The sequence below is a fragment of the Mesorhizobium sp. M3A.F.Ca.ET.175.01.1.1 genome (assembly GCF_004791945.1).
Taxonomy (GTDB): domain Bacteria; phylum Pseudomonadota; class Alphaproteobacteria; order Rhizobiales; family Rhizobiaceae; genus Mesorhizobium.
Genome location: NZ_SRTP01000004.1, coordinates 100,258 through 124,502, shown reverse-complemented (window position 1 = coordinate 124,502; position 24,245 = coordinate 100,258). Strand labels below are relative to the sequence as shown.

At 64.6% G+C, this 24,245-nt stretch carries 25 protein-coding genes and 1 tRNA gene; 18 read left to right on the top strand and 8 right to left on the bottom strand.

The genetic code is table 11. The features are described 5' to 3' along the window. Position 1: 1 nt before the first annotated feature. Entirely contained in the window at positions 2-808 is an 807-nt protein-coding gene (locus EN818_RS12030) for an undecaprenyl-diphosphate phosphatase (protein ID WP_095805290.1), read from the bottom strand. 320 nt (positions 809-1,128) lie between these two features. Between EN818_RS12030 and EN818_RS12025 the strand changes: the two genes are divergently transcribed. From EN818_RS12025 to EN818_RS11965, 13 genes are all read left to right on the top strand, one after another. After that, positions 1,129-1,821, top strand: coding sequence for a glutathione S-transferase family protein (locus EN818_RS12025; protein ID WP_095805291.1), 693 nt, complete (start codon positions 1,129-1,131; stop codon positions 1,819-1,821). Further along, positions 1,802-2,959: a tRNA epoxyqueuosine(34) reductase QueG gene (queG, locus tag EN818_RS12020; protein ID WP_095805292.1), complete on the top strand. Its 1,158-nt coding sequence runs from the start codon at positions 1,802-1,804 to the stop codon at positions 2,957-2,959. Before EN818_RS12025 ends, queG begins: the two co-directional genes overlap by 20 nt. Positions 2,960-2,972: 13 nt before the next feature. Continuing rightward, positions 2,973-3,875: an SDR family oxidoreductase gene (locus EN818_RS12015; RefSeq protein WP_095805293.1), complete on the top strand. Its 903-nt coding sequence runs from the start codon at positions 2,973-2,975 to the stop codon at positions 3,873-3,875. An 82-nt stretch (positions 3,876-3,957) separates the two neighbouring features. Further along, positions 3,958-5,040: a penicillin-insensitive murein endopeptidase gene (gene mepA / locus EN818_RS12010; RefSeq protein ID WP_095805294.1), complete on the top strand. Its 1,083-nt coding sequence runs from the start codon at positions 3,958-3,960 to the stop codon at positions 5,038-5,040. A 324-nt stretch (positions 5,041-5,364) separates the two neighbouring features. Continuing rightward, the gene (locus tag EN818_RS12005; RefSeq protein ID WP_095805295.1) at positions 5,365-6,384 is read left to right on the top strand and encodes a glucokinase; all 1,020 of its coding nucleotides are present in this window, start codon (positions 5,365-5,367) and stop codon (positions 6,382-6,384) included. 165 nt (positions 6,385-6,549) lie between these two features. After that, positions 6,550-8,388: an ABC transporter ATP-binding protein gene (locus EN818_RS12000; protein WP_245420309.1), complete on the top strand. Its 1,839-nt coding sequence runs from the start codon at positions 6,550-6,552 to the stop codon at positions 8,386-8,388. Beyond that, positions 8,385-9,206, top strand: coding sequence for a 4-hydroxy-tetrahydrodipicolinate reductase (dapB, locus tag EN818_RS11995; RefSeq protein WP_135904550.1), 822 nt, complete (start codon positions 8,385-8,387; stop codon positions 9,204-9,206). The genes EN818_RS12000 and dapB overlap by 4 nt, the downstream gene beginning before the upstream one ends. A 78-nt stretch (positions 9,207-9,284) precedes the next feature. Beyond that, positions 9,285-9,905 carry a 2,3-bisphosphoglycerate-dependent phosphoglycerate mutase gene (locus EN818_RS11990; RefSeq protein ID WP_095805454.1) on the top strand — a complete coding sequence of 207 codons (621 nt, stop codon included), beginning with the start codon at positions 9,285-9,287 and terminating at the stop codon, positions 9,903-9,905. 72 nt (positions 9,906-9,977) lie between these two features. Continuing rightward, positions 9,978-10,062, top strand: a tRNA-Leu gene (locus EN818_RS11985). A 124-nt stretch (positions 10,063-10,186) separates the two neighbouring features. Continuing rightward, positions 10,187-10,906 (top strand): hypothetical protein, encoded by a 720-nt coding sequence (locus tag EN818_RS11980; protein WP_095805308.1) that lies wholly within the window; start codon positions 10,187-10,189, stop codon positions 10,904-10,906. Positions 10,907-10,993: 87 nt separating this feature from the next. After that, a complete protein-coding gene (locus EN818_RS11975) occupies positions 10,994-12,682 on the top strand; it encodes an FAD-dependent oxidoreductase (protein WP_129553576.1) in 1,689 nt (562 codons plus the stop codon). After that, entirely contained in the window at positions 12,682-12,987 is a 306-nt protein-coding gene (locus EN818_RS11970) for a UBP-type zinc finger domain-containing protein (RefSeq protein ID WP_095805310.1), read from the top strand. Before EN818_RS11975 ends, EN818_RS11970 begins: the two co-directional genes overlap by 1 nt. Before the next feature lie 30 nt (positions 12,988-13,017). Next, positions 13,018-13,218 carry a DUF1778 domain-containing protein gene (locus tag EN818_RS11965; protein ID WP_095805311.1) on the top strand — a complete coding sequence of 67 codons (201 nt, stop codon included), beginning with the start codon at positions 13,018-13,020 and terminating at the stop codon, positions 13,216-13,218. Positions 13,219-13,239: 21 nt separating this feature from the next. On the opposite strand, the gene EN818_RS32665 is transcribed toward EN818_RS11965, so the two are convergent. The 3 genes from EN818_RS32665 to EN818_RS11955 all read right to left on the bottom strand — a co-directional run bounded on the left by EN818_RS32665 (position 13,240) and on the right by EN818_RS11955 (position 16,378). Beyond that, the gene (locus EN818_RS32665) at positions 13,240-13,413 is read right to left on the bottom strand and encodes a hypothetical protein (protein WP_095805312.1); all 174 of its coding nucleotides are present in this window, start codon (positions 13,411-13,413) and stop codon (positions 13,240-13,242) included. An 847-nt stretch (positions 13,414-14,260) separates the two neighbouring features. Continuing rightward, complete coding sequence (locus EN818_RS11960) at positions 14,261-15,082, bottom strand: aspartate/glutamate racemase family protein (protein ID WP_095805313.1); 822 nt, start codon at positions 15,080-15,082, stop codon at positions 14,261-14,263. Positions 15,083-15,136: 54 nt separating this feature from the next. Next, entirely contained in the window at positions 15,137-16,378 is a 1,242-nt protein-coding gene (locus EN818_RS11955) for a D-amino acid dehydrogenase (protein ID WP_135904548.1), read from the bottom strand. Positions 16,379-16,942: 564 nt separating this feature from the next. Between EN818_RS11955 and EN818_RS11950 the strand changes: the two genes are divergently transcribed. From EN818_RS11950 to EN818_RS11940, 3 genes are all read left to right on the top strand, one after another. Next, the gene (locus EN818_RS11950; RefSeq protein WP_095805315.1) at positions 16,943-17,305 is read left to right on the top strand and encodes a septal ring lytic transglycosylase RlpA family protein; all 363 of its coding nucleotides are present in this window, start codon (positions 16,943-16,945) and stop codon (positions 17,303-17,305) included. A 308-nt stretch (positions 17,306-17,613) separates the two neighbouring features. After that, positions 17,614-18,891, top strand: a complete 1,278-nt coding sequence (locus EN818_RS11945) for a polyhydroxyalkanoate depolymerase (protein ID WP_095805316.1) — start codon at positions 17,614-17,616, stop codon at positions 18,889-18,891. A 260-nt stretch (positions 18,892-19,151) separates the two neighbouring features. After that, the gene (locus EN818_RS11940) at positions 19,152-19,769 is read left to right on the top strand and encodes a transglutaminase-like cysteine peptidase (RefSeq protein WP_095805317.1); all 618 of its coding nucleotides are present in this window, start codon (positions 19,152-19,154) and stop codon (positions 19,767-19,769) included. Between the two features lie 173 nt (positions 19,770-19,942). Here the strand turns inward: EN818_RS11940 and EN818_RS11935 are convergent, their stop codons facing one another. From EN818_RS11935 to EN818_RS11920, 4 genes are all read right to left on the bottom strand, one after another. After that, complete coding sequence (locus EN818_RS11935) at positions 19,943-20,314, bottom strand: helix-turn-helix transcriptional regulator (protein ID WP_095805318.1); 372 nt, start codon at positions 20,312-20,314, stop codon at positions 19,943-19,945. 10 nt (positions 20,315-20,324) lie between these two features. Then, positions 20,325-20,849, bottom strand: coding sequence for a Smr/MutS family protein (locus tag EN818_RS11930; RefSeq protein ID WP_095805319.1), 525 nt, complete (start codon positions 20,847-20,849; stop codon positions 20,325-20,327). Then, complete coding sequence (locus tag EN818_RS11925) at positions 20,846-21,952, bottom strand: murein transglycosylase A (protein WP_135904546.1); 1,107 nt, start codon at positions 21,950-21,952, stop codon at positions 20,846-20,848. Before EN818_RS11925 ends, EN818_RS11930 begins: the two co-directional genes overlap by 4 nt. 125 nt (positions 21,953-22,077) lie before the next feature. Further along, positions 22,078-22,785, bottom strand: a complete 708-nt coding sequence (locus tag EN818_RS11920; RefSeq protein ID WP_095805321.1) for a Tim44/TimA family putative adaptor protein — start codon at positions 22,783-22,785, stop codon at positions 22,078-22,080. A 202-nt stretch (positions 22,786-22,987) separates the two neighbouring features. On the opposite strand from EN818_RS11920, the gene EN818_RS11915 reads away from it, so the two are divergent. Next, positions 22,988-23,485, top strand: a complete 498-nt coding sequence (locus EN818_RS11915) for an FxsA family protein (protein ID WP_095805322.1) — start codon at positions 22,988-22,990, stop codon at positions 23,483-23,485. Positions 23,486-23,682: 197 nt separating this feature from the next. Further along, positions 23,683-24,183 carry a protein-export chaperone SecB gene (gene secB / locus EN818_RS11910; RefSeq protein ID WP_095805323.1) on the top strand — a complete coding sequence of 167 codons (501 nt, stop codon included), beginning with the start codon at positions 23,683-23,685 and terminating at the stop codon, positions 24,181-24,183. The last annotated feature ends 62 nt before the right edge of the window (positions 24,184-24,245 follow it).

The window sequence follows — 24,245 nt, the reverse complement described above, 5'->3', positions numbered from 1 at the left end:
CTCACCCCCAGATCATCAGCGCCACCAGGCCGAGCCCGCCGACCACCAGCCGCCACCAACCGAACAGCGAATAGCCGTTGCGTGAGACGTAATCGAGCAGGAAGCGCACGACGATCAGCGCGCTGACGAAGGCGGCGACGAAACCGACGGCGATGATCGGCAAGTCGGCCGAGGTCAGCACGTTGCGGTTCTTGAACAGGTCGTAGGCGAAGGCGCCGACCATGGTCGGCATGGCGAGGAAGAAGGAGAACTCGGCGGCCGCGCGCTTGTCGACACCCAAGAGCAGCGCGCCGACGATGGTGGAGCCGGAGCGCGAGGTGCCGGGGATCAGCGACAAGCACTGGAAGAGCCCGATCTGCAAATAGAGCCTGGTCGGGAAGCGTTCGACGTCACGGTAGTACGGCTTGAGATTCATGCGGTCGACCGCAAGCAGCACCGCGCCGCCGATGATCAGCATGATGCAGATCAGCCGTGGCGATTCGAACAGGAAGGTCTTGATGAAATCGTGCCCCAGCGCGCCGATGATCGCCGCCGGCAGGAAGGCGATCAGGATGCCAATGACGAAATGCCGGGTCAGCCGGTCATGGGGCAGTTCGAGCAGCATCTGCCAGAGGCGGCGGAAGTAGACGCTCAGGATCGCCAGAATCGCGCCGAGCTGGATCAGGATCTCGAAGGCCTTGCCGGTCGAGTGGAAGCCGAGGAAATGGCCGGCAAGCAGGATATGGCCGGTCGAGGACACCGGGATGAATTCGGTCAGGCCTTCGAGCAGTCCAAGCAACAGCGCTTCGACGATGGTCTGGCTTTCCATGGCAACCTCTGCTTTTCGAATGACGGCTTGGGAAAGGGCTTGCTTGTCATGGGACGGAAGTCCCCCTATAGGTCGCAGCACCCTGACAGTCCTGGAATCGGGCGAAGACTTACCGGCGCCAAAAACGATTCGCCAGTGTGGCAATCCGGAATTCGCCGCACCTGGGAGCCGCGCACTGTGCTAATTCCGGATTCTGAGCCACACTGTCAACTTTGAGTTCTAGTGCGGTTTCGGATTTGAAGTTCCTGGACGCGCTGATGCCATTGAGGGTACAGGAACTTCAAATCCACCACACTAGTGCGCCCTATCATCGCGGAACCATGCTGACGCTTTTCCACCATCCGATGTTCGCCACCTGCCGGTTCGTGCGCCTCGCCTTCGGCGAATATGGCGAGGAGCTGGCGCTGATCGAGGAAAAGCCTTGGACGCGGCGCAAGGAGTTTCTGGCGCTGAACCCGGCCGGCACGCTGCCGATCCTGCTCGCCGAAGGCGACGTGCCGATCATCGGCGCCATGGTGATCGCCGAATATCTCGACGAGACGCGCGGCGTGCTCAAGCGCGACAAGCGGCTGTTCGCCGAGGATCCAATGCAGCGCGCCGAGATCCGCCGGCTGACCGACTGGTATCTCAGCAAGGCCGAAAGCGAGGTTACCCGCCATCTGGTGCGCGAGCGCGTGCTGAAGCCGGTCATGCCGGAGACGGCCGGCGGCGGCTCGCCCGATTCGGCCGCGATCCGTGCCGCGCGCGCCAATATCCGCCAGCACATGAAGTATACCAACTGGCTGGCCGGCACCCGCCATTGGCTGGCCGGCAACAGGGTGACCTATGCCGACCTCGCGGCGGCGGCGGCGCTTTCGGTGCTCGACTATCTCGGCGAGATCGACTGGCGCGAGCATACCGCGGCGCGCGAATGGTACACGCGGGTGAAATCGCGGCCGGCCTTCCGGCCGCTGCTGTCGGATCGGGTGCGCGGCCTGTCGCCGGTGTCGCATTATGCGGACCTCGATTTCTAGCAGGGCAAAACTGCGCGCGCTGATCGACGCGGAGGCGCGGCGCGCCGGCTTCGAGGCTATTGCCGTGACCACGCCGGACGCGATCCCTATGGCGCCCGCGCGGCTGGCGGAATTCGTCGCCGACGGTTTTCACGGCTCGATGGGCTGGATCGCCGAGACGATCGAGCGCCGCGCCGAGCCCTCGACGCTGTGGCCGGAGGTGCGCTCGATCATCGTTCTGGCGATGAACTACGGGCCGGACCACGACCCGCGCGACGTGCTCGGCAGGCGCGACCGGGGCGCGATTTCGGTCTACGCGCAAAACCGCGACTATCACGACGTGATGAAGGGCCGGCTGAAGGAAATCGCCGGCAAAATCGTCGCGCGCGCCGGCGGCGACGTGAAAGTCTTCGTCGATACGGCTCCAGTGATGGAAAAGCCGCTGGCCGAAGCCGCCGGCCTCGGCTGGCAGGGCAAGCACACCAACCTGGTCAGCCGCGCGCATGGCTCATGGCTGTTCCTCGGCACCATCTTTACGACGGCCGACCTCGAACCCGACGCGGCGGAAGAGGACCATTGCGGTTCCTGCCGCGCCTGCCTCGATGCCTGCCCGACCGGCGCTTTCCCGGCACCCTACCGGCTCGATGCGCGGCGCTGCATTTCCTACCTCACGATCGAGAACAAGGGGCCGATCCCGCACGAATTCCGCGAGGCGATCGGCAACCGCATCTATGGCTGCGACGATTGTCTCGCCGCCTGCCCCTGGAACAAGTTCGCCAGCGCTGCCTCCGACGCCAAGCTTGCCGCGCGCACCGATCTGCGCGAGCCGCCGCTGTCGGAACTCTTGAAGCTCGACGATCCGGGGTTCCGGGCTTTCTTCTCGGGCTCGCCGATCAAGCGCATCGGCCGCGACCGTTTCATCCGAAACGTGCTGATCGCCGCCGGCAATTCGGGCGATACTTCGCTGACGCCGGCCGTGCAAAGCCTGCTCGAAGACGGCTCACCGCTGGTGCGGGGTGCGGCAGTTTGGGCCCTGTCGCGACTTCTCTCCAACCGCGACTTTAGAGACCTCGCCACCGCCGTGTTGCAGACCGAAGGCGATCCAGCGGTGCGCGACGAATGGTTTTCGGCGCTGCCAGACCGCGCAGAGCTTCACTGATGGGGGTTCATTGATGGGCGAAAGACGCTTCTTCATCTTCGGCGCCGGCTATTCCGGCAAGGCGTTCGCGCGGGCCAACGAAAGCGGTGCGCCGATCCTGGGCACCACGCGCTCGCCAGAAAAGTCCGATGGGTTGCGCCACGCCGGCATCGAGCCATTGCGCTTCGACGGTTCGCTGACGGGTGAGATCAGCGACGCACTGCGGCAAACGACGCATCTCATCGTCTCGGTGGCGCCGGATGAAGCCGGCGACCCCGTCCTCAACGCCAGCGGCGAAACAATCCGGGCGCAAATGCCGGCGCTGGAATGGATCGGCTATCTCTCGACCGTCGGCGTCTATGGCGACCACGGCGGCGCCTGGGTCGACGAGAGCGCCGAATGCCGGCCGGTGTCCAAGCGCTCTGTGATGCGGGTGGCGGCCGAACAGGCGTGGCTGGCCCTTGGCCGAGAGATCGGGAAACCAGTGGCGATCCTGCGGCTTTCCGGGATTTACGGCCCGGGCCGTAATGCGCTTGGCAATCTCGAGGAGGGCACCGCGCGGCGGCTGGTCAAGCCCGGCCAGGTCTTCAACCGCATCCATTGCGACGACATTGCCGGCGCGCTCTGGCATCTGGCCGACAAAAATCTCGGCGGCATCTTCAACGTCACCGACGACGAGCCGGCGCCGCCGCAGGACGTCGTCGCCTATGCCGCCAAGCTGATGGGCGTCGAGGCGCCACCCGAAATTCCCTTCGAGACCGCCGAGCTTTCGCCCATGGCGCGGTCCTTCTATGGCGAGAACAAGCGCGTCACCAACAAGGCGATCAAGGCGGCCGGCTACGAATTCCGCTTTCCCAATTATCGTGCGGCCCTTGACCGGATGTGGACCGACGGGAACTGGCGCGACGGCGAGCCGCGCAGCCCCATGAAACGCTAGTGATCGAAGCGCGGCCCGCGACATGATATGATTCGCGCCACGCCAGACCGCTGACGGATCGACTGGAGAGGGAACCGGCCTGATGACATTGCGATCGCTGCCCGACAGGAAACCCTTCCTGAGCGCCGCGCTTGCGCTTGTGACGCTGACCGCGTTGGCCGCAGGCGCAATCTCTGCCGAGCAGAAGGCAAAGGACCTGTTCGGCGCCAAGAAACTGCCGGCCGTGGCATCGGCGCAATCCTTCGGCTTCTATTCCAAGGGCTGCTTCAGCGGCGGCGTTGCGCTGCCGATGGAAGGTCCGACCTGGGAAGTGATGCGTCCCTCGCGCAATCGCCGCTGGGGCCACCCGGTACTGATTGGGTTGATAGAGAAACTGTCGCGCGAGGCCCTGGCCGACGGCTGGCCAGGTCTCTTGATCGGCGACATCTCGCAGCCGCGCGGCGGCCCGATGACGACCGGCCATGCCTCGCACCAGATCGGGCTGGATGCCGACATCTGGCTGACGCCGATGCCGAGGCGAGCACTGACCTATGCGCAGCGCGAGACGATGAGCGCCACCTTGATGGTGAACGAAAAGACACATCTGGTGAAGGAGGCGCTGTGGACCCCGGCGCATACGCGGTTGTTCAAGCGGGCGGCCAGCTATCCGGAGGTCGAGCGCATCCTGGTCAATCCCGGCATCAAGAAGAAGCTGTGCGACACGGTCACCGGCGATCGCTCCTGGCTGCGCAAGATCCGCCCGTTCTGGGGCCATGACTATCATTTCCATATGCGCATCGGCTGCCAGCCCGGCTCGATGGGCTGCAAGGCGCAGGAGGCGACGCCTGCCGACGACGGCTGCGGCAAGGCGCTGGCCTGGTGGTTCACCGAGGAGCCGTGGCGGCCGAACAAGAATCCGGATGCGCCGAAGGCGCGCGACCTGATGACGATGGCCAACCTGCCGAGAGAATGCCAGGCGGTGCTCGCCGCGGCCGATGCGCCGTCGCTGCAAGCAGTCACCTATCAGGGCGGCAGCGCCACCGCGGTGGCGGTGGCCGAACCCCAGCCGAGCGAGCCGGCGCAGACGATCTCCAGCGATGCGGCTGCGCTCCCGGCGCAAGCCAGCGCCTTCGCCCCCACACCGAAGATCGGTATCCCGCTGCCAAGGCCAAGACCGGGGAACTGACGCCGAAGCCATTTGGGCGGGCCAATTGTCGAAGTCAGCGCCGTGCCTCATGCCCTACCGTGCCCAGCGGATAGAGGGGTTACAGATTGAACCGGATACATAGGTAACAGTTCTCCCCCTATGATGCGGCCGCCGCACGATTGGCGAAACCGCCAACGAGCTTCCCTCTCCTCGTCCTTATATGGAAGAGGACGCCGGCAGGCAGGTGAGGGGCGGCGCCGACGCTGGATAGATAGGCACCGAAGCGGCTTTCCCTTTCCAGGGTCATGCGCTAGTCAACGCACAGACGACGGCGGGTGGCCCGAACAGGGACGAGCAGACAGAATGGCAGGCGAAGACGACACAGCGCTGCGGTTTCCGGTCTTGATCGGCGACATAGGTGGCACAAATGCGCGGTTTTCGGTCGTGCTCGACGCCAATTCGGAAGCGACCGAGCCGCAGATCGTCCAGACGGCCAATTTCAAGACCATCGACGAGGCGATCCAGGCGGCGGTGCTCGACCGCTCGTCGGTGCGGCCGAATTCGGCAGTGCTGGCGGTGGCCGGTCCGGTCGACGGCGACGAGATCCGGCTCACCAACTGCCCCTGGGTGGTCAAGCCCCGCCAGATGTTCACCAATCTGGGCTTGAGCGAGATCGTCGTGCTCAACGATTTCGAGGCGCAGGCCCTGGCCGTCGTGGCGCTGGGCGAAGAGCATATGGAAAAGATCGGCGGCGGCACGCCGGAGCCCAATGCCGGCCGGGTCGTTCTCGGCCCCGGGACCGGGCTCGGCGTCGCCGGGCTGATTTACGCGCTGCGCCACTGGATTCCGGTTCCAGGCGAAGGCGGCCACATGGACATCGGTCCGCGCACGCCGCGCGACTTCGAGGTGTTTCCGCATATCGACAAGCTCGATGGCCGCATCTCCGGCGAGCAGATCCTGTGCGGCCGCGGGCTGGTCAACCTCTATCGCGCGGTGGCCAAGGCCGACGCCAGGCCAATGCCGTTCACGACGCCGGCCGAGGTCACCGCGGCGGCGCTCTCGAAATCCGACGCTGTGGCGGAAGAGGCGCTGTCGCTGTTCGTCACCTGCCTCGGACGCACCGCCGGCGACCTGGCGCTGGTGTTCATGAGCCGGGGCGGCGTGTTCTTGACCGGCGGCATCGCGCAGAAAATCGTGCCGGCGCTGAAGGCCGGCAATTTCCGCGCCGCCTTCGAGGACAAGGCGCCGCACAGCGCCCTGCTGCGCGCGATGCCGGTCTATGTCATCACGCATCCGCTGGCGGCGCTTCTCGGCCTCGCGGCCTATGCCAGGACGCCGTCGCTGTTCGGCGTCCAGACGGCAGGTCGGCACTGGCGGGCGTAGCTTTTCGAGCTCTCGGAACCGCAGCGTCAGGTCCCGAACCGCGCCGCGACGAAGTTTCGCCATAGGCAAGGAGCAACCGGGGCGCTAAGAGAAGTGCCAAATCTTGCCGCCTCGGTCCTGCGAGAACCACGAAGCACTCCTGATTTGACAGCTCAAGCCCAAAACATGCTGAAGGTGCGGCCCGGCGAGGTTACGGCGGTGCTGCGCCGCATCCTCAAGGAAAACGGCAATGAATATCGCTGGTCCTATGTGGTCGCCGTCGCCTGCCTGCTGATCGTCTCGGGCACGACGGCCTTCACGGCGTGGATCATGGCGCCGATGGTCGACCAGATCTTCTACGAACGGCGCGGCGACATGATCGTCTGGATCTGCGCCGGCTTCATGGCAGCCTTCCTGCTGCGCGGCTTCGCCGGCTACGGCCAGGCGGTGACGCTGGCCAAGATCGGCAACAATCTGGTGGCGCGCTACCAGAAGCGCATCTTCGACCATCTGATGAAGCTCGGCGTCGGTTTCTTCAACGACACACGGTCCGGCCGGCTGGCGGCACAGGTCAATGAGAATGTCGGCGGCATTCGCGACCTGCTGTCGCTGACGCTGACCTCGATCAGCCGCGACGCGGTCACGCTGGTCGGTCTTGTCGGCGTCATGATCTACCAGGATCCGGTGTTGTCGCTGAGTTCGCTGCTGATCGGACCGCCGCTGATCTGGGCGGTCGTCTACATCACCCGCCGGCTGCGGCGCATCAACCGCGAGTCCGTGCTCATCAACTCCCGGCTGACCGGGGCCGTGCAGGAGGCGACCCAGGGCATCGCAATCGTCAAGGCCTTCACCATGGAGCAGGAGCTGGCACGCCGCATCGGCGTCATGGCCGACACGGCGGAGCAGCGGAACAACAAGATCGCCCGCGTCTCGGAACGGCTGTCGCCGATCTCCGACATTCTGGCCGGTCTGGCCGTCACCGCGGTGCTGGCCTATTCCGGCTATCGGGCGCTGGTACTCGGGCAGCCGCCGGGCGCGGTCTTTTCCTTCATCACCGCGCTGATCATGGCCTACGACCCGGCGAGGCGCCTAGCCCGCATGCAGGTCGGCATGGAGCGCGCGCTGGTCAACGCCCGCATGATCTACGAGCTTCTCGATCTCGAGCCGCAGCAGAGCGACGCGCCAAACGCGGCCGAGGCCAGGATCACCAGGGGTGAGGTGCGCTTCAACAATGTCTCGTTCGGCTATTCGGCCGACCTGCCGGTGCTGCGCGATCTGAGCTTCACCGCCGCAGCCGGCAAGGTCACGGCCATCGTCGGCGCCTCCGGTGCCGGCAAATCGACGCTGGTGGCGCTGCTGCAGCGCTTCTACGACGTCGACGGCGGCAGCATCGAGGTCGATGGCCAGGACATTGCCAAGGTGACCAAGCATTCGCTGCGCCAATCGATCGCCTATGTGGCGCAGGCGCCCTATCTGTTCGAGGGCACGATCCGCGACAACATCCGCTACGGCCGGCTTGCCGCCACCGATGCCGAGATCGAGCTGGCGGCAAGGCAGGCCGCCGCCGACGAGTTCATCCGCCAGCAGCCGCGTGGCTACGACACACCTGTCGGCGAGAACGGCGTGACGCTGTCGGGCGGGCAGCGCCAGCGCGTCTCGATCGCCCGCGCCATCGTGCGCCAGGCGCCGATCCTTTTGCTCGACGAGGCGACCTCGGCGCTGGACAATGAGGCGGAAGCGCGCGTCCAGGAAGCGCTGACCCATGTCATGGAAGGGCGCACCACCATCGTGATTGCGCACCGGCTGTCGACCGTGGTCAACGCCGACCACATCATCGTGCTGGAGGAGGGCAGGCTGGTCGAGGAGGGCACGCATGCCTTGCTGATGGCCGATCCGAACAGCGTCTATGCCCGCTTCCATCGGGTGCAGGGCAAGAAGGGCCTGGGGCTTGTCGATGACGCCAAGCCAATCCAAACTCCGCCCCCGCGCAGCCGCGCGAAGAAGGCGGTCGGGAGAAACGCATGAGCGAAGCAGGCGATATGGGCCTGGTGGTGGTCGGCGCCGCCGGCCGCATGGGCCAGACACTGATCCGCGCCATCCACACCATGCCCGGCGCGCGCGTTGCCGGCGCGGTGGAGCGGCCGGGCTCGCCGCATCTCGGCAAGGATGCCGGCGAGCTTGCCGGCATCGGCATCATCAACGTGCCGATCGTCGACGACCCGCTGCCGGCCTTCGCCAAGGCCGACGGCGTGCTGGATTTTACGGCCCCTGGCGCAAGCGTCGAGTTCGCCGGCTATGCCGCGCAGGCGCGCATCATCCATGTCATCGGCACCACCGGCTGCTCGGCCGACGACGATGCCAAGATCGCGGCCGCGGCGCGCCATGCGACAATCGTCAAGTCCGGCAATATGAGCCTCGGCGTCAATCTGCTGGCGGTGCTGGTCGAACAGGCCGCGCGCGCGCTCGACCCGCAGGATTTCGACATCGAGATCCTGGAAATGCATCACAAGCACAAGGTCGACGCCCCGTCCGGCACGGCGCTGCTGCTCGGCGAGGCGGCGGCCAATGGCAGAGAGATCGCGCTCGCGGACAACAGCGTGCGGGTGCGCGACGGCCATACCGGGCTGCGCAAGGCGGGCACGATCGGCTTCGCCACGCTGCGCGGAGGGTCGGTGGTCGGCGACCACAGCGTCATGCTGGCCGGCACCGGCGAGCGCGTCACGCTCTCCCACCACGCCGAGGACCGGGCGATCTTCGCCCGCGGCGCCGTCAAGGCCGCACTCTGGGCACGAGGCAGGAAGCCCGGCCTCTATTCCATGCGGGACGTGCTCGGTCTCGCCTGAGACGACCCGGAAAAACTTGTCATTCCGCAATTCCGGAGGGGAAAACCCGCTCTGGTGTTGTTCAACGAAGGAGCAAACATGTCGGGAACTCTCGTGCTCGTGCGCCATGGCCAGAGCGAATGGAACCTGAAGAACCTGTTCACCGGCTGGCGCGACGTCGACCTGACCGAGCAGGGCAATGCGGAAGCTCTTGCCGCCGGCGAGAAGCTCAAGGCACGCGGGTTGAAATTCGATATCGCCTTCACCTCCGACCTGAAGCGGGCGCAGGAGACGTGCCAGCACATCCTCGACGTGGTCGGCCAAAGCGATCTCGAGACCATTCGCCACCTGGCGCTCAACGAGCGCGACTATGGCGACCTTTCCGGCCTCAACAAGGATGACGCGCGCAAGAAGTGGGGCGAGGAGCAGGTGCATGTCTGGCGCCGCTCCTACGACGTCGCGCCGCCCGGCGGCGAAAGCCTGAAGGACACCGGCGCCCGCGTGTGGCCCTATTACCTGCACGACGTGCAGCCGCATGTGCTGCGGGGCGAGACCGTGCTGGTCGCCGCGCACGGCAATTCGCTGCGGGCGCTGATCATGGCGCTGGACGGCAAGAGCGGCGAGGAGATCGTCAAGCTCGAGCTCGGCACCGGCGTGCCGGTGATCTACAAGCTCAACGCCGATTCCACCGTGGCTTCGAAGGAAGTGCTGGCGGGGTGAGCCGGCGGCCAGCCGGGTTTGAAAAAAGCGCGTTGACACGCTTCGTTCGCCCGCTTACATGAGCCCGCACCAGCCCAGATGGCGGAATTGGTAGACGCGCACGGTTCAGGTCCGTGTTCCGCAAGGAGTGGAGGTTCGAGTCCTCTTCTGGGCACCAAATTCCCGTTTCAGACGCTCTGAAGCGATGAGCAAAAAGCCCGGATTTTCCGGGCTTTTTTGTGCCCTGCAACTCGTCCCGAGTTGAACCGTTCCTATCTTGTCGGTCAACCCGAGGTTCCGTGATGCCCAAGCCATTCAAGGAATGGAAGGTTCTGCCGCATGGCAGGCTCACTTCTGTCGACGACAATATTCTGACGGTGACCGGCGACATACCGATGCCCGTCGGCAACATGAAACGGCGCATGACCGTGGTGCGATTGCGCGACCAACGGCTCGTCATCTTCAGCGCCATCGCGCTTGATGACGACCAGATGCGCGCGATCGAGGCCTTTGGCCAGCCGGCCTTCCTGATCGTCCCGAACAATCATCACCGGCTCGATGCAAAGCCATGGAAGGACCGCTATCCCGGCCTTCAGGTGATTGCACCGCCGGGCGCGCTCGACAGCGTCGGGAAGGCGGTACATGTCGATGCGACACGCGGCGACTTTGGCGACCCCGACGTCAAGCTCATCACCGTCCCCGGAACCGGCGAGCGCGAAGCGGCGCTGCAGGTTGACGGACCAAACGGCACGACGCTCGTCCTCAACGATCTCGTCGGCAACATCCGCGATGCATCCGGCTTTGCAGGCTGGGCGTTGCGAATGATGGGATTTGCCGGTGATGAGCCGCATATACCCTTGCCGGTCAAGCTGACGATGGTCGGCCACAAGGCCGCGCTCGCAGCGCAGTTGAGACGATGGGCGGAACAACCAGCGCTCAAGCGCATCCTTGTATCGCATGGCTCCGTCATCACGGATGATCCGCAGGGGGCCTTGCGCAAGCTGGCGACGTCGCTCGGATAGATGAAAGCATAGCGACCAACCTCCCCTGGCGGCCAGGTGCCGAACAAAGCGCTTCAAACCCGGCGACCGCGGCGCTACGCTCGCCCCATGGCCCCTTTCGTCAGCCCGACCATCGCTGCTCGTCGCGACCAGATGTTTCCCGTCCTGGCCGATGCGGACATCGAGCGGATGCGCCGGTTTGGCGAACCTGGTGCCTATGCCGCGGGCGACCGCATCGTCACGGCCGGCGAGGTGTCGCCCGGGCTGATCGTCATCCTGTCGGGCAAGGTCGAGATCACGCAGGCCGGCGGGCTCGGCCGGCCCGAGCCGATCATCACCTACGGCGCCGGCAACTTCATTGGCGAGCTGGCGCAGCTTTCGAGCCGGCCGTCCCTAGTCAATGCCGAGGCGATCGAACCGGTCGAGGCCATCGTCATCCCCTCGCAGCGGCTGCGCGACCTGATGGTGCAGGAGGCCAATCTCGGCGAGCGCGTCATGCGGGCGCTGATCCTGCGCCGTGTCGGCCTGCTGGAGAGCGGGACCAGCGGACCGATCATCATCGGCCCTGGCGGCAATGGCGACGTGTTGCGGCTGCAGGGCTTTCTCACCCGCAGCGGCCTGCCGCACCGGGCGCTCGATTCCGACGACGATCCCTGCGCCAAGACGCTGATCGCGCGTTTCCACGTCGATCCGCACCATCTGCCGATCGTGCTCTGTCCGAATGGCAAGCTGCTGCACAATCCGGGCGAAAGCGAGCTCGCCCGCTGCGTCGGCGTGTTGCGGCCAGTCGATGCCGACAAGGTCTATGACGTCGCCATCGTCGGCGCCGGTCCCGCCGGGCTGGCGGCGGCGGTCTATGCGGCCTCCGAAGGACTGTCGACGATCGTGCTTGATTGCCGCGCCTTCGGTGGTCAGGCGGGGGCTTCCTCGCGCATCGAAAACTATCTCGGCTTCCCGACCGGCATTTCGGGCATGGCGCTGATGGCGCGCGCCTACAACCAGGCGCAGAAGTTCGGCGTCGAGATGGTGATCCCGGATGGGGCGAAGCTGCTCGGCGCCGCCGCCGAAGGCGCCCGCTATAAGCTCGAAGTCGGCGACGGCGAGATGGTGCGCACACGCACCGTGGTGATCGCCAGCGGCGCGCGTTACCGCCGCCTCGATATCGCCAACCTAGCGCAATTCGAGGGGACGTCCGTGCATTATTGGGCCTCACCGATCGAGGCGCGGCTGTGCCAGGACCAGGAGGTGGCGCTGGTCGGCGCCGGCAATTCGGCCGGCCAGGCGGCCGTCTATCTGGCGAGCCAGGTGCGCCAGGTGACGCTCTTGGCGCGGCGCGACAGCCTCAATGCCACCATGTCACGCTACCTGGTCGAGCGCATCGAGGCGCAGCCGAACATCGAGGTGCTGGCAGAGACCGAGATCACGGCACTGGAAGGCCACGACGGCAATCTCGACCGGGTGCGCTGGCGCAACCGGCTCACCGGCGAGGAGACGGCGCGCGCCATCCATCATATCTTCCTGTTCATCGGCGCCGACCCCAACACCGACTGGCTGGCTGATTGCAACGTGGCGCTCGACGCCAAGGGCTTCGTTCGCACCGGCCCGGACGTGAAACCGGGACATGGGTTGATGGAGACGAGCCGCAGCGGCGTGTTCGCCATCGGCGATGTGCGCTCCGGCTCGACCAAGCGGGTCGCCGCCGCCGTCGGCGAAGGCGCCCAGGTGGTGGCGGCACTGCATGCCTATCTTGCGCAGAACGGCGACCCCCCCGGTGAGAACGAACCCAGGAGACCGTGATGGACGAATGTGGGCATACGGACGGCATCAAGGACGTCACGCCGAGCGCGCTCGGCTGCGAGGAATGCCTGAAGAGCGGATCCTGGTGGGTGCATCTCAGGCTCTGCCGCACCTGCGGCCATGTCGGTTGCTGCGACGACTCGCCCAACCGCCACGCCACCAAGCATTTTCACGCGACCCAGCATCCGGTCATCGAGGGCTACGATCCACCGGAAGGCTGGGGCTGGTGCTATGTCGACGAGGTCTTCATCGACCTCGGCGCGCGGACGACGCCGCAGAACGGCCCAATACCGCGCTTTGTTTGATTTGAACAGTGAGTTAGCATAGTTGAGATAATGAAGACCAAGCTCCCAGACAAAGCTCGCAAGGGCATATCCGACGCTCCCATTGAGCCGAAAGAGTTGCTTGATCGAACGCTCATTACGGTCACGGCAGCAGCCTATGCGCAGTTTGTCGCCCAGCTTGACGCGCCTCCGAAGCCCAATGAGAGATTGCGCAAAACGATGAACGCGCCTCTGCCTTGGAAGAACGAATAACGATCTCGCGGCGAAGCCGCCCTACTTCACCGAACTGGTGACGGTGCGGTCGAGGGCGCTGGGGTCGCGGTTGTTGCCGGCGAGCGCGCCGATGATCAGAAGGCTGACGATGATCGGCACAAACAGCATGGCGACACGCGCTTGCACGTAGAAAATGGCACGCCATTCGTTGCGTTTTTCGGGGTCGTCGTTCATCGCGCTCACTCTGTCCTGCCTCCCGAGGCGGGAGATAGTAGCGAAGCGTTAAACAACCCCTTCCGATTCCGTTAACGCTGAGGTTTTGGCGGCACGGGCCATTGTTTGTTTAGCCCGCAGAATGCACGGCGCTGGCCACAAGCCATCAGGCGGCGGATGAAGGCGAGGCGGAATTTTCTGGCGCTGGTGCCGCCTGGCATCAATGGCCCAACCATGCTTCTAGCGCCGGCCGGCTCGCCCTTCGGCGAAAGGCGAGTATGCAGACTCAGCCGGGCCGTGACTGGCTCCGAAACTGAGTAGCAAAGGATGCCGCGACCACCACTCTTCCAGATGCGGCAGCAGCGACTTTCGCTTTTAGGACGAGACTGGGTCAGCCATGCCGGGACCCGGACTTTAGACCGTTCCCCGGCTTGGCCCGTGCGCCTTCTCTAACAAGGATTGCCAGGGGGACAAAGAGGGGCGTGGTGCGTTGCGCACTCATGCACACATTCGTTTCCTACTTTGTAAGCGCAACAACCGGTGTCACAGGTATAAGGCCCGCATTGCACAGAGACCTTTGTGACAAGCGGAGTCGACATTTGCGGTGCTGGCACCGGTTTTATGTAGGTAAAGGCCATCAACTGCGTCTTGTCAAAAACTTTGACTGCAGTTTCGTCCGAGGATGCCGTCGATAGGCACGTGACGGTGACTAGCGCCGCTATTAACACACGAAGCATTGTTTCCTCCTGCGCTAACTGCGTTACAGCAAGCGCATCTTGCAAACTATTCCACGAGTCCATTATCCATTGTTGCCTCACACTTGTTTCGTGGAATATTTTAAGTTGGAGTGGATTCGTAGCCGTCCGCTTCACCTCGCCGGCAGGGCAAACAGCCTGCCGCCGGCCGGCACGACGTCATCGATGCCGGCAAGCCGCAGGCAGTGCCAGGCCATGGCGTGATTGCTGGAGGTGACGGGGATACCGATGCGTCGTTCGAGCTCCGCCACCGCCTCGGCGACACGCAGACTGGTGCAGGAGATGAAGATCGCCTCGACGCCCGGTACGGCAGCCATGCGCTCGGCCGCCGCCTCGATCGACGCGAGCGAGATGCGGGCCGCTTCCCGGTCGTCGCGGCGGTCGAAGGTGGCGACGGCTGATATGTCGAGGCCGCGGCCATTGAAATAGCGGACCAGCCCCTTGTTGATCTCGGGCGCGTAGGGCGTGAGCAGGCCTATTCCCTTGACGCCCAATGCCTTGAAGGCGGCAAGCGCGCCGGTGACCGGCGTGGTGCAGGCGACACCCGGCCGCGCCTTGCGGATCTCGGCGAACACGGCTTCCTCGCCGAGGGTCATGGTGGCGGAAGTGCAGCCGAAGCCGACGACGTCGAGCGGGATGCTGGGCAGGATGAGGTCGACCGTCGGCGCGATCCGCGGGCCCATGGCGCGCAGCGTGTCGGGCGTGATGTCGTTGTCGTTGAAGAGGCGCGCCTCGTAGAAGGCGACGCCCGGAATGCGGACCAGCGCGCGGAACTCATGCTCCAGCGTCTGGTCGGTGGCAAGGATCGCCAGTCCGATCGCCGCGCGCGAGGCAAGGCCGCCGTCGATCTCCGACGGCAACACGCCCAGATCGACCGGCTTGGGATCGAGCGATTCCGAAGATTGCAGGCGGGTAGCAGCTGCGCTGACAGACATGGCATTCCCTTTCTTCTGATCGATCCTGCTCGGGTCCAGTCTTGGATCATGCTCTCAGTTCAAAAGACCGTCCATGGAAATGGCCGGCCGGCGTCCGGCGATCAGATCGGCGGTGATGCGGGCCGAACCATGCGACATGGTCCAGCCGATATGGCCATGCCCGGTGTTGAAGTAGAGATTGCGCAGGCGGCGACGTCCGAACTCAGGCAGGTTGTTCGGAGTCATGGGTCTGAGGCCCGCCCACATCTCGGCGCGGTCATAGTCGGCGCCTTCCGGGTAGAGCTCCTGCGTCACGCCCTTCATGAAGGCGAAATCGGCCGGCTTGTGGCTGGTGTCGTAGCCGGCGAACTCGGCCGTCGCGGTGATCCGCAGCCGGTCGCCGAAGCGCGACATGGCGACAAGATTGTGCTCGTCGACGGAAGCGATGGTCGGCGGCGCCGGCCGGTTGCCGACCGGAATGGTCAGCGAATAGCCCTTGATCGGATAGATCGGCAGGCTGATGCCGACCGTTTTGGCGATCAGCGGGCTGTAGGAGCCGAGCGCCAGCACATAGGCATCGCCCTTGAAGCTTCCCTTGTCGGTCAGCACCTGCGTGACGCCGTCGCCTGAGGTCTCGATGCCGGTGATTTTCGTGCCGGTATGGATCACACCGCCGCGCTCTACAACCTTTGCCGCAAGCGCCCGCGTGAACTTGGCCGGATCGCCGGTCTCGTCGGTCGGGCAATAGATGCCGCCGGCGATCTTTTCTTTGGCCGAGGCCAGCGCCGGATCGAGCGCAACGACGCCGTCGCGGTCGAGCACCTCGATCTGCTGCCCGTCCTCCTCCAAAAGCTTCATGTGCTCGACGCCCCTGTCGAGCGCCTGCTGGCTGCGGTGGAAATAGAGGATGCCGCGATCGTTGCGGTCGTAATCTATCTGCTCGTCGGCGATGACCTCGTGCAGGACGGATTGCGAATAGGCGGCAAGGCGATGCTTGAGCAGCGTGTTGCGACGGGCCTTCTCTGCCGTGCATTCCATCAGGAACAGCCATGACCAGCTGTAGAGCCTGGGATCGGACGAGAGCTTGAAGCGCAGAGCCTGGTCCTTCAGCACCAGCGATTTCAAAAGGATCATCGGCGCCTTCGGCGACGACCAGACGAAGGAATGTCCCGGCGCGATCATGCCGGCATTGCCCCAGCTGGTCTCGGCGGCGACCTGGGACTGGCGCTCGAGGACGATGACCTCGTGCCCATCCTTCTGCAGCTGATAGGCGGTGGTGACGCCAACCACGCCGCCGCCCAACACGATCACGCGCATGGCGCCTCCGGAGATCGCAAGCCGGCGCAGTTTAGAGCGTGGATTGCGGTCTGCAATGGCACACATACCCACATGTCGGCGGGACAGCGCCCCCTGGTGGCCTGCCGGCCATCTCCCCCACGAGGGACCCACTTGGGGAGGAGATCAGCAGCTTCGCCGGCACAGCTTTTCTGACAACGTTGGCGATTGGCGAAAGTCTGGGCGACATTCGATCGGCAGCACGTCAGCGCCAGCACATTCCTGATCAATCGCATCGGCGTGGCCGCTTCGAAAAGACGATCCTTCATCGCGATGGGCGCGCAATAATGAAGCGCAAGGAAGCGAAGCAGTCGCTCCAGCTTCTACTTGGGGACTGAGGGCCAGTCCTATTCGAGACTTCCAGCGCAGCGGTCCGGTTCTTCATTAACAATACGTTGACGCATTGCGAAAAAGTCATGACGAACTGTTTCGCGGCGACTCCAAACGTGTGCCTCTGCCATGGAACCGACAGACAGCTGCCGCATTTCCCGCCTCATTCGACACTTACCGGCGGGGCCTGTCTTGTAAACGGAGCTGTCCCCAAAGATGAAGAGAACCAAGCGGACCGCGCTTGTCGCGGTAACGGTCGCGGCTGGCCTGATGGCTGGCGCCTCGGCAGCTTCTTCGGCCGCCGCACAGTGCGGCCGAGCGTCCTGGTACGCGCTGCATTCCAGAACCGCCTCCGGCGAGCGCATGAACCCTTCGGCACTGACCGCCGCACATCGCACCTTGCCGTTCGGCACCAAGCTCAAGGTCACCAACAAGAACAACGGCCGCAGCGTCGTCGTTCGCATCAACGATCGCGGCCCGTTCGTCAGGGGCCGGGTGCTCGACCTCTCCCGCGGCGCGGCCGGCCAGCTCGGCTTCATCGGCTCGGGCCATACCGCGGTGTGCATGGCGCGGGTGTGAGGCAGCCATCGACCGTGACCATTGCCGGATGCGAAGGCCGGGTTCCGCCGGTGCGACCCTGCTGCCGGTGAATCCCGGTTCGGTGTCCGGCAACAGCGGCCGGACAGGTTTCCTGCACATTTCGGCAATGCACAGTGAGCCGGCGCCGCCGTTCGATGCGGGTTTTCAACACCTTGGACAAAAGAAGCATTGATCACTCGGCGTGACCTATTGCATCGCAACAATATCTTGTTAACGTCGTTGCGAGACATTTGAGGCTCGGCGCTGCCCGTCGTCGTTGAGTCGGAAGGCCGGCAGCGGAGTTGTCGATGTTCTACCAGCTCTACGAACTGAACCATGCGGCGCTGCAACCGGTCCGCCTTTACGCCGACGCGGTGCGGCTGCTTTATTCCAACCCACTCAATCCGATCTCGCATACGCCCTTCGGCCGTTCGGTCGCGGCGACCGCCGAGCTCTTCGAGCGCACCACGCGCCGCTACGGCAAGCCGCAATTCGGCCTGAGCAAGGCCGTGGTCGACTGGAACACGGTCGACGTCGTGGAAAGGACCGTCTGGTCCAGGCCGTTCTGCAACCTCGTGCGGTTCGAGCGGGCTCTGCCGGCAGGGCGCAAGCCGGACCCCAAGCTTCTGATCGTGGCGCCGATGTCCGGCCACTACGCGACGCTGCTGCGGGGCACGGTCGAGGCGATGCTGCCCCATGCCGACGTGCACATCACCGACTGGGTCGATGCCCGCATGGTGCCGCTCGCCGACGGCAGTTTCGACCTGGACGACTATATCGACTACATCATCGACATGTTCCACGCGCTTGGCCCCGACACCCATGTCATGGCGGTGTGCCAGCCTTCCGTGCCGGTGCTGGCGGCGGTTGCGCTGATGGAAAAGCGCGGCGATCCCTTCGTGCCTTCGACCATGACGCTGATGGGCGGCCCGATCGATACCAGGCGCAACCCGACCGCGGTCAATCTTCTCGCCGAGGAAAAGGGCAGCGGCTGGTTCCGCGACAACGTCATCATGAAGGCACCTTGGCCGGTGCCCGGCTTCGGCCGCGAGGTTTATCCCGGCTTCCTGCAGCTTTCGGGCTTCATGAGCATGAACCTCGACCGCCACATCCTCGCCCACAAGGACTTCTTCATGCACCTTGTGAAGAACGACGGCGACAGCGCCGAGAAGCATCGCGACTTCTACGATGAATATCTGGCGGTGATGGATCTGACGGCGGAATTCTACCTGCAGACCGTCGATACGGTGTTCGTGCGTCACGCTCTGCCGAAGGGCGAGATGAAGCATCGCGGCGAGGCGGTCGATCCTTCGGCGATCCGCAACGTCGCCCTGTTCACCGTGGAAGGCGAGAACGACGACATTTCCGGCCTCGGCCAGACCGAGGCCGCACATGACCTGTGCATCAACATTCCGCCCGACAAGCACGCGCATTACATGCAGCCGGCCGTCGGCCATTACGGCGTCTTCAACGGTTCGCGCTTCCGCTCCGAGATCGTACCGCGCATCGTCGACTTCATCACGGGCTATGGCAGGCAGAGCCGCGTGGCCGCGAAGCCCAAGCTGGTGCGCTCCGCCAAGGCGTGAAAGACAGATCCGCTCGCCGATGAAGCGATTCCAGGACGGCGGTCCTCCGCGTCGTCGCCTCGTACCTATGCTTGCAGGCGCCACTACCAAAGGCTGCATTGTCGAGGCGGTCGGCGGCGTTCAGCCCGAGGGCTGTTGCGAAATAGCCGCTCTCGCGATCGTGCGGGTAACCATGCCGTCAAACTAGCCGCCGTCGCTAATTGACACGGACTGTAAATCGCCCTTAACGTTTCGTTAATAAAAACAGGGCGGCGGGGGCAATGACTTCCTCAGCGATGGCGCGGATGCTGCGTTTGTGTGCAGTCGCAGGGCTGGCGATCTCGGCCCACTGGGCGGTGCCGGCTTGGGCGGCCGGCGCCATGACGACCGGTGGCCTGACGTCGCAGCCGATTGGACATTACGATTTCTGCAAGAGCCATCCGGGCGAATGCAACATCCGGCCAAACAATCTCGCACCGGCCAAGATGACCGAGGGGGTCTGGCGCAAGCTGACAAGCATCACCGCGAAGGTCAATGCCGCGGTCAGGCCGATGAGCGATCTCGATCACTACGGCAAGGACGAAGTCTGGGCCTATCCGGACGACGGCTTTGGCGATTGCGAGGACTATGTGCTGGAAAAGCGGCGCGAGCTTTCCGGCATGGGCATTTCGCTCGCCGATCTTCTGATCACCGTCGTGCGCAAGCCTGACGGCGAGGGCCATTCGGTGCTGACCGTCCGCACCGACAGGGGCGATTACGTCCTCGACAATTTGACCGACAAGGTCAAAGCCTGGGACGAGACAGGCTACCGCTTCCTCAAGCGGCAGGCGATCGACAACACCGGCCGCTGGGTTTCGATCCGCGATGGCCAGCAGGTGCTGGTCGGCTCGGTGCAGTAGGCGAGAGCCTCGAGTCTGGCGGCCGCGCCGCCCGGGACCGCTTCCATCGCATTTTGCCAGATAGCGAGCGTCGGCGCCGCCCTGCCGGGCATTTTTCCTCGGTTCACGGCCGTGCATGGGGAGAGGATGGCGGCCGCCAGATGAGGGCAAGCGCCGACGTTGCCAATTGCCGCTTACCGCCCGCGTCGACCGAGCGCCGCACGGACCGACGCAGTGATTGTCCGCAGTTCCGCCTCGTCCAGCCTCTCGATGCTCTCGGCCAGGAGGTTGGCCAGCTCGGTCGCGGCGGGCGACAGACCCGACGTATCGATCCTGACCCGGGGATGCGAGGTCTCGGCCAAACGGGCGAGGTCCTCGGCATCGTCCCAGATGATGTTGAAATAGCCGATGATCTTCTGGATCAGCGTCCAGGTCGGCGCCCCGCGGCGGCCATGCTCGAGCGCCGACAGATAGGCGGCGCTGACCCCGATGGCTTGCGCCATCGCCTTCTGGCTGACGCCGCGCTCGGCTCGCAGCGCCCGCAACTTTTCGCCGAACGGGGTCACGGGGCCATTCTCATGCGCGCGTGCGTCTCAACCGGACATAGAGCGCGCCCGAGCCGCCGTGGTTGCGGGCGGCGTGATCGTGACTCGAGACAAGATGCCGGAAAGCCGGTGTAGACAGCCAATGCGGCACCGAACGCCGCAGGATCCCGTCGCCGCCGGAGGACGAGCCCTTGCCGGTGATGACGAGGACATAGCGGATGCCGCCGGCATGCGCGCGATGCAGGAAGGTAAGCAGCAGCGAATAGGCCTCGTCCTGCGTCATGCCATGCAGGTCGACGCGGCCCTCGATCGGCAGCCGGCCCTTTTTCAACTTGTGCAGCGTCTGGTCGTCCAGCGCGTGCGCAACATGCTGCACCTTCGGCTTCGCGGCGATTGCCGGAACGCCGTTGACCGGTGGGGGCTCCGGCGTCGCGTTCGGTTTCACGAGGTCGGGAATCTCTACCGCGGCCTTGCCCTTGAGCGGCCGGGCCGTCCGAGCAACCAGGTTCCAGAGGATGCGGTCATCCTCGCTGAGCTTGTCGTCGCGGCGGGTCATCGGCGCACTCCGTTGACCAGCACGCGCGGGACCAGCGCATAGAAATCGGCGGCGTTGCGGACAACACCGGCGATTTCGCCCGCCGCATCGCCGGAGCCGGCAAAGAGATCGCCGCGCGCCGGACCGGTAATGGCCGAGCCGGTATCCTGCGCGATCATCAGGCGACGAAACGGCTTCTGGTCAAAGGCAGTGAGACTCGGCGCAACGATATGGAAAGGCGTGCCGAAGGTATGCAGCAAGCGGTCGACAGCGACCGAGCGGCCCGGCGCCAGCGGCACCTTGGCGGCGGCGATGGGACCGAGTGCTGCATCTTCGACCGGGGCTTCGCGAAAGAAGATGTAGGAGCGGTTCCGCCACAGGATCTCGTCGACGCGGTCGGGATGCGCCTTGAACCAGGCGCGGATCGACTGCATCGTCACCTTCTCGAGCGGAATCTCGCCAAGCTCGCTCAGGATCCGGCCGGGACCGGTGAAACGCTGGCCGGACTTCGAGGCATAGGTGACGCGGCAGAGCCTGCCGTCCGTCAACTTCAGCCGCGCCGCGCCCTGCACGTGGATGAAGAAGGCATCGACCTTGTCGGCGAGCCAGGCGATTTCGAGATTCCGACCGGAAAGCGCGCCGCGCTCGATCGCGCCGCGGTCGAAATATTCGATCAAGCCCGCCGGCGTTTTACGCGCGAAGGCGAGATAGGGGTCCATCCCGGCCGGCCGGTTGCCATCGTCGATGTCGATGAGATCCGCAGGGCGCGAAAGCAGCGGCACGCTGAAGCGGTCCGTCCTGACCGGCGAAGCCTCAGCCTCCGGCTCGTAGAAGCCGGTGACCAGGCCGGGGCCGCCGTCTTCCGCCGCCACCAGCATCGGAACGAAATGACGCTCGAAAAAAGACCGCGCCTCCGACGCATCCGGGACCGAAACGGCGCGCGCCTCGGCATAGGCTTCGGCAAAGGCGTCGCCAGCGACGCCGAGCGAGCCGGTGCGATAGGACTTGACGAGGACGTGGAAGGCAGAGCGCCGAAACGCCGCGTAAGCGGCGGCATGATCGTCCTCATCCCAGCCGGGCAGGTCGCTGAAGGTCGTTTGGCTGAATGCGGGAGAGAGCGACATGGCAGCCGCCGCCTAGAGCCGGATGATTTCAGGCGGATTCGACCTGAAATCGGGATCCGGCTCCAAATCATAAAACATGATGTCGTCCGAAAACCGCTTCACACTTTTCGGCATCATGCTCCAGGTCAGTCTTCTTCTTCCGTGGCGACGAGCTTCCAGTTCGGATCGCGCGAGCGGGTATCGCGGAAGAAGGTCCAGACGTCCTTGACCTCGGCCACTTTCTCCGGATCGCCGTCAATGACGGCGCCGACCTTGTCGCGGGTTGCCGAAACCAACTCGCTGACGATGCGCAGCGTGATATGGGCCTCGCTGCCCTTCATCTCCGCGGCGACGATATCGACCTTGTCGATGCCGACGAAAGAGGACTGGATCTTTTCCGATTTCGCCTCGCGCTCGCCGATCGCAGCGGCGAAGCTGTCATAGACCTCGCGCGACAGCAGGTTCTTCAGCGTCTTGCGGTCGCCGTCGGCAAAGGCCATGACAATCATCTCATAAGCCATTTTGGCGCCGTCGATGAAGGTCTTCGGATCGAAGGACGGGTCGTTGTCCTTGATCGTCCGCAAGCCCTTGTTGAGGTCGCTGTCGGGCTTGGCGAACGCATCGATCGCGGCATAGGTCTCGGCGGCGGTCTCGCCAGGCATGCGCTTGCGCGGCAGCGACACCACATTCTCCGATTTCTGCGCCGCGTCCTGGTCGCGCGTGCGGCTCGCCGAATAGGGATCGAAGGGCGGACGCTCGTTTCCGGTGCGACGGCCCAGCACGTTGCGCAGCTGGAAGAAGATCACAACTGCCGCAATCAAAAAGAAAATCGTGCCGAAGTCGAAGAAACCCATATCTTCCGCCAACTCGATCCCTGTACCGGCCGGACCGCCAGAGCTTCTAAGAAGGCGGCGGTCGCATAGCGTTCATCACCCAAAGCATATAGAACGGCGGGCGCAATCATTCAAATCAAAGGCAGCCATACCTATCTAAGGGCGCCAAGGCCAGCGGCGATTGTCGCCGAGCCTGCGAAAGAAGAAAGCGATCGGTCGACACTTGCGCGTTTCGTTCATTCCGCTGTTCCTGCTCCTGCTGCCGTTGCTGGAGATCGCCGGCTTCGTCATTGTCGGCCGTGAAGTCGGCGCCTTGGCGACGGTTGGGCTGGTCATTTTGTCCACCATCGCCGGCAGCCTGCTGCTCCGGCTCCAGGGCTTTGGCGTGATGGCCCGGGTGCGCGCGGAGATGGACGCCGGACGCGATCCCAGCCGCCAGCTCGCGCATGGCGCGATGATCGTGCTGGCTGCGATCCTGCTCATCATTCCAGGCTTCATCACCGACATTATCGCCATCCTGCTTCTGCTCCCGCCAGTGCGCGACCTGGCCTGGCGCCTGCTCAAGAACCGCATCGTGATGGCGACCAGCTTCAGCGGCGGCTTTCGCGCCCGCAGCCGCGACAAGACCATCGATCTCGACGACAGCGACTATTCGCGTGCCGACGACTACAAGCGCGGGCCGGACCATGATTCGCCCTGGCGACGCCTCAAGGACGACTAGGCCCGGGCACCGTTGCGCCGAGTCGCGGATCGGCGCCTGAAAATCCCGTCCCGACTCTCGCTTGCCACAGGACCGCTGCGGATTTTCGGACGACATGCACAGGGCGGCGAAACTTGTCTTGTGCTGCCGACCATGGTAGCGAACCCCCGATTTCAATCCGGTCAGCAACGCTGCCCAGGCAAAAGGACCACAGGCTCATGGCCAGCAATGATGACGCCGCGGCAGGCGCCGCCAACGGCAACGGCAACCAGACGCAGCCCTCGCTCAACGTGCTTGCCCAGTATGTGAAGGACCTGTCCTTCGAAAGCCCCGGCGCACCCAACTCGCTGCGCGGCCGCGACAAGGCTCCGGGCATCGCCATCAATGTCAACGTCAACGCCAATCCGCTGTCGGACAAGCAGTTCGACGTCAACCTGACGCTGAATGCCAAGGCCTCCTTCGACCAGGAGGTGCTGTTCAACGTCGAGCTGGTCTATGGCGGCGTCTTCGCCATCGCCGGCTTCCCGCAGGAGCACATGCTGCCGATCCTGTTCATCGAATGCCCGCGGCTGCTTTTCCCCTTCGCCCGCCAGATCATCGCCGAGGCGACCCGTAATGGCGGCTTCCCGCCGCTGATGCTCGACCCGATCGATTTCGCGCAGATGTTCCAGCAGAAGCTGGCCGAGGACCAGGCGGCGGCCAAGGTTCAGGTGAGCTGAGACGGCCACCGTCGCATCTTATCGAAACGCCCGGCTTCGTGCCGGGCTTTTTGTTGCCTTCG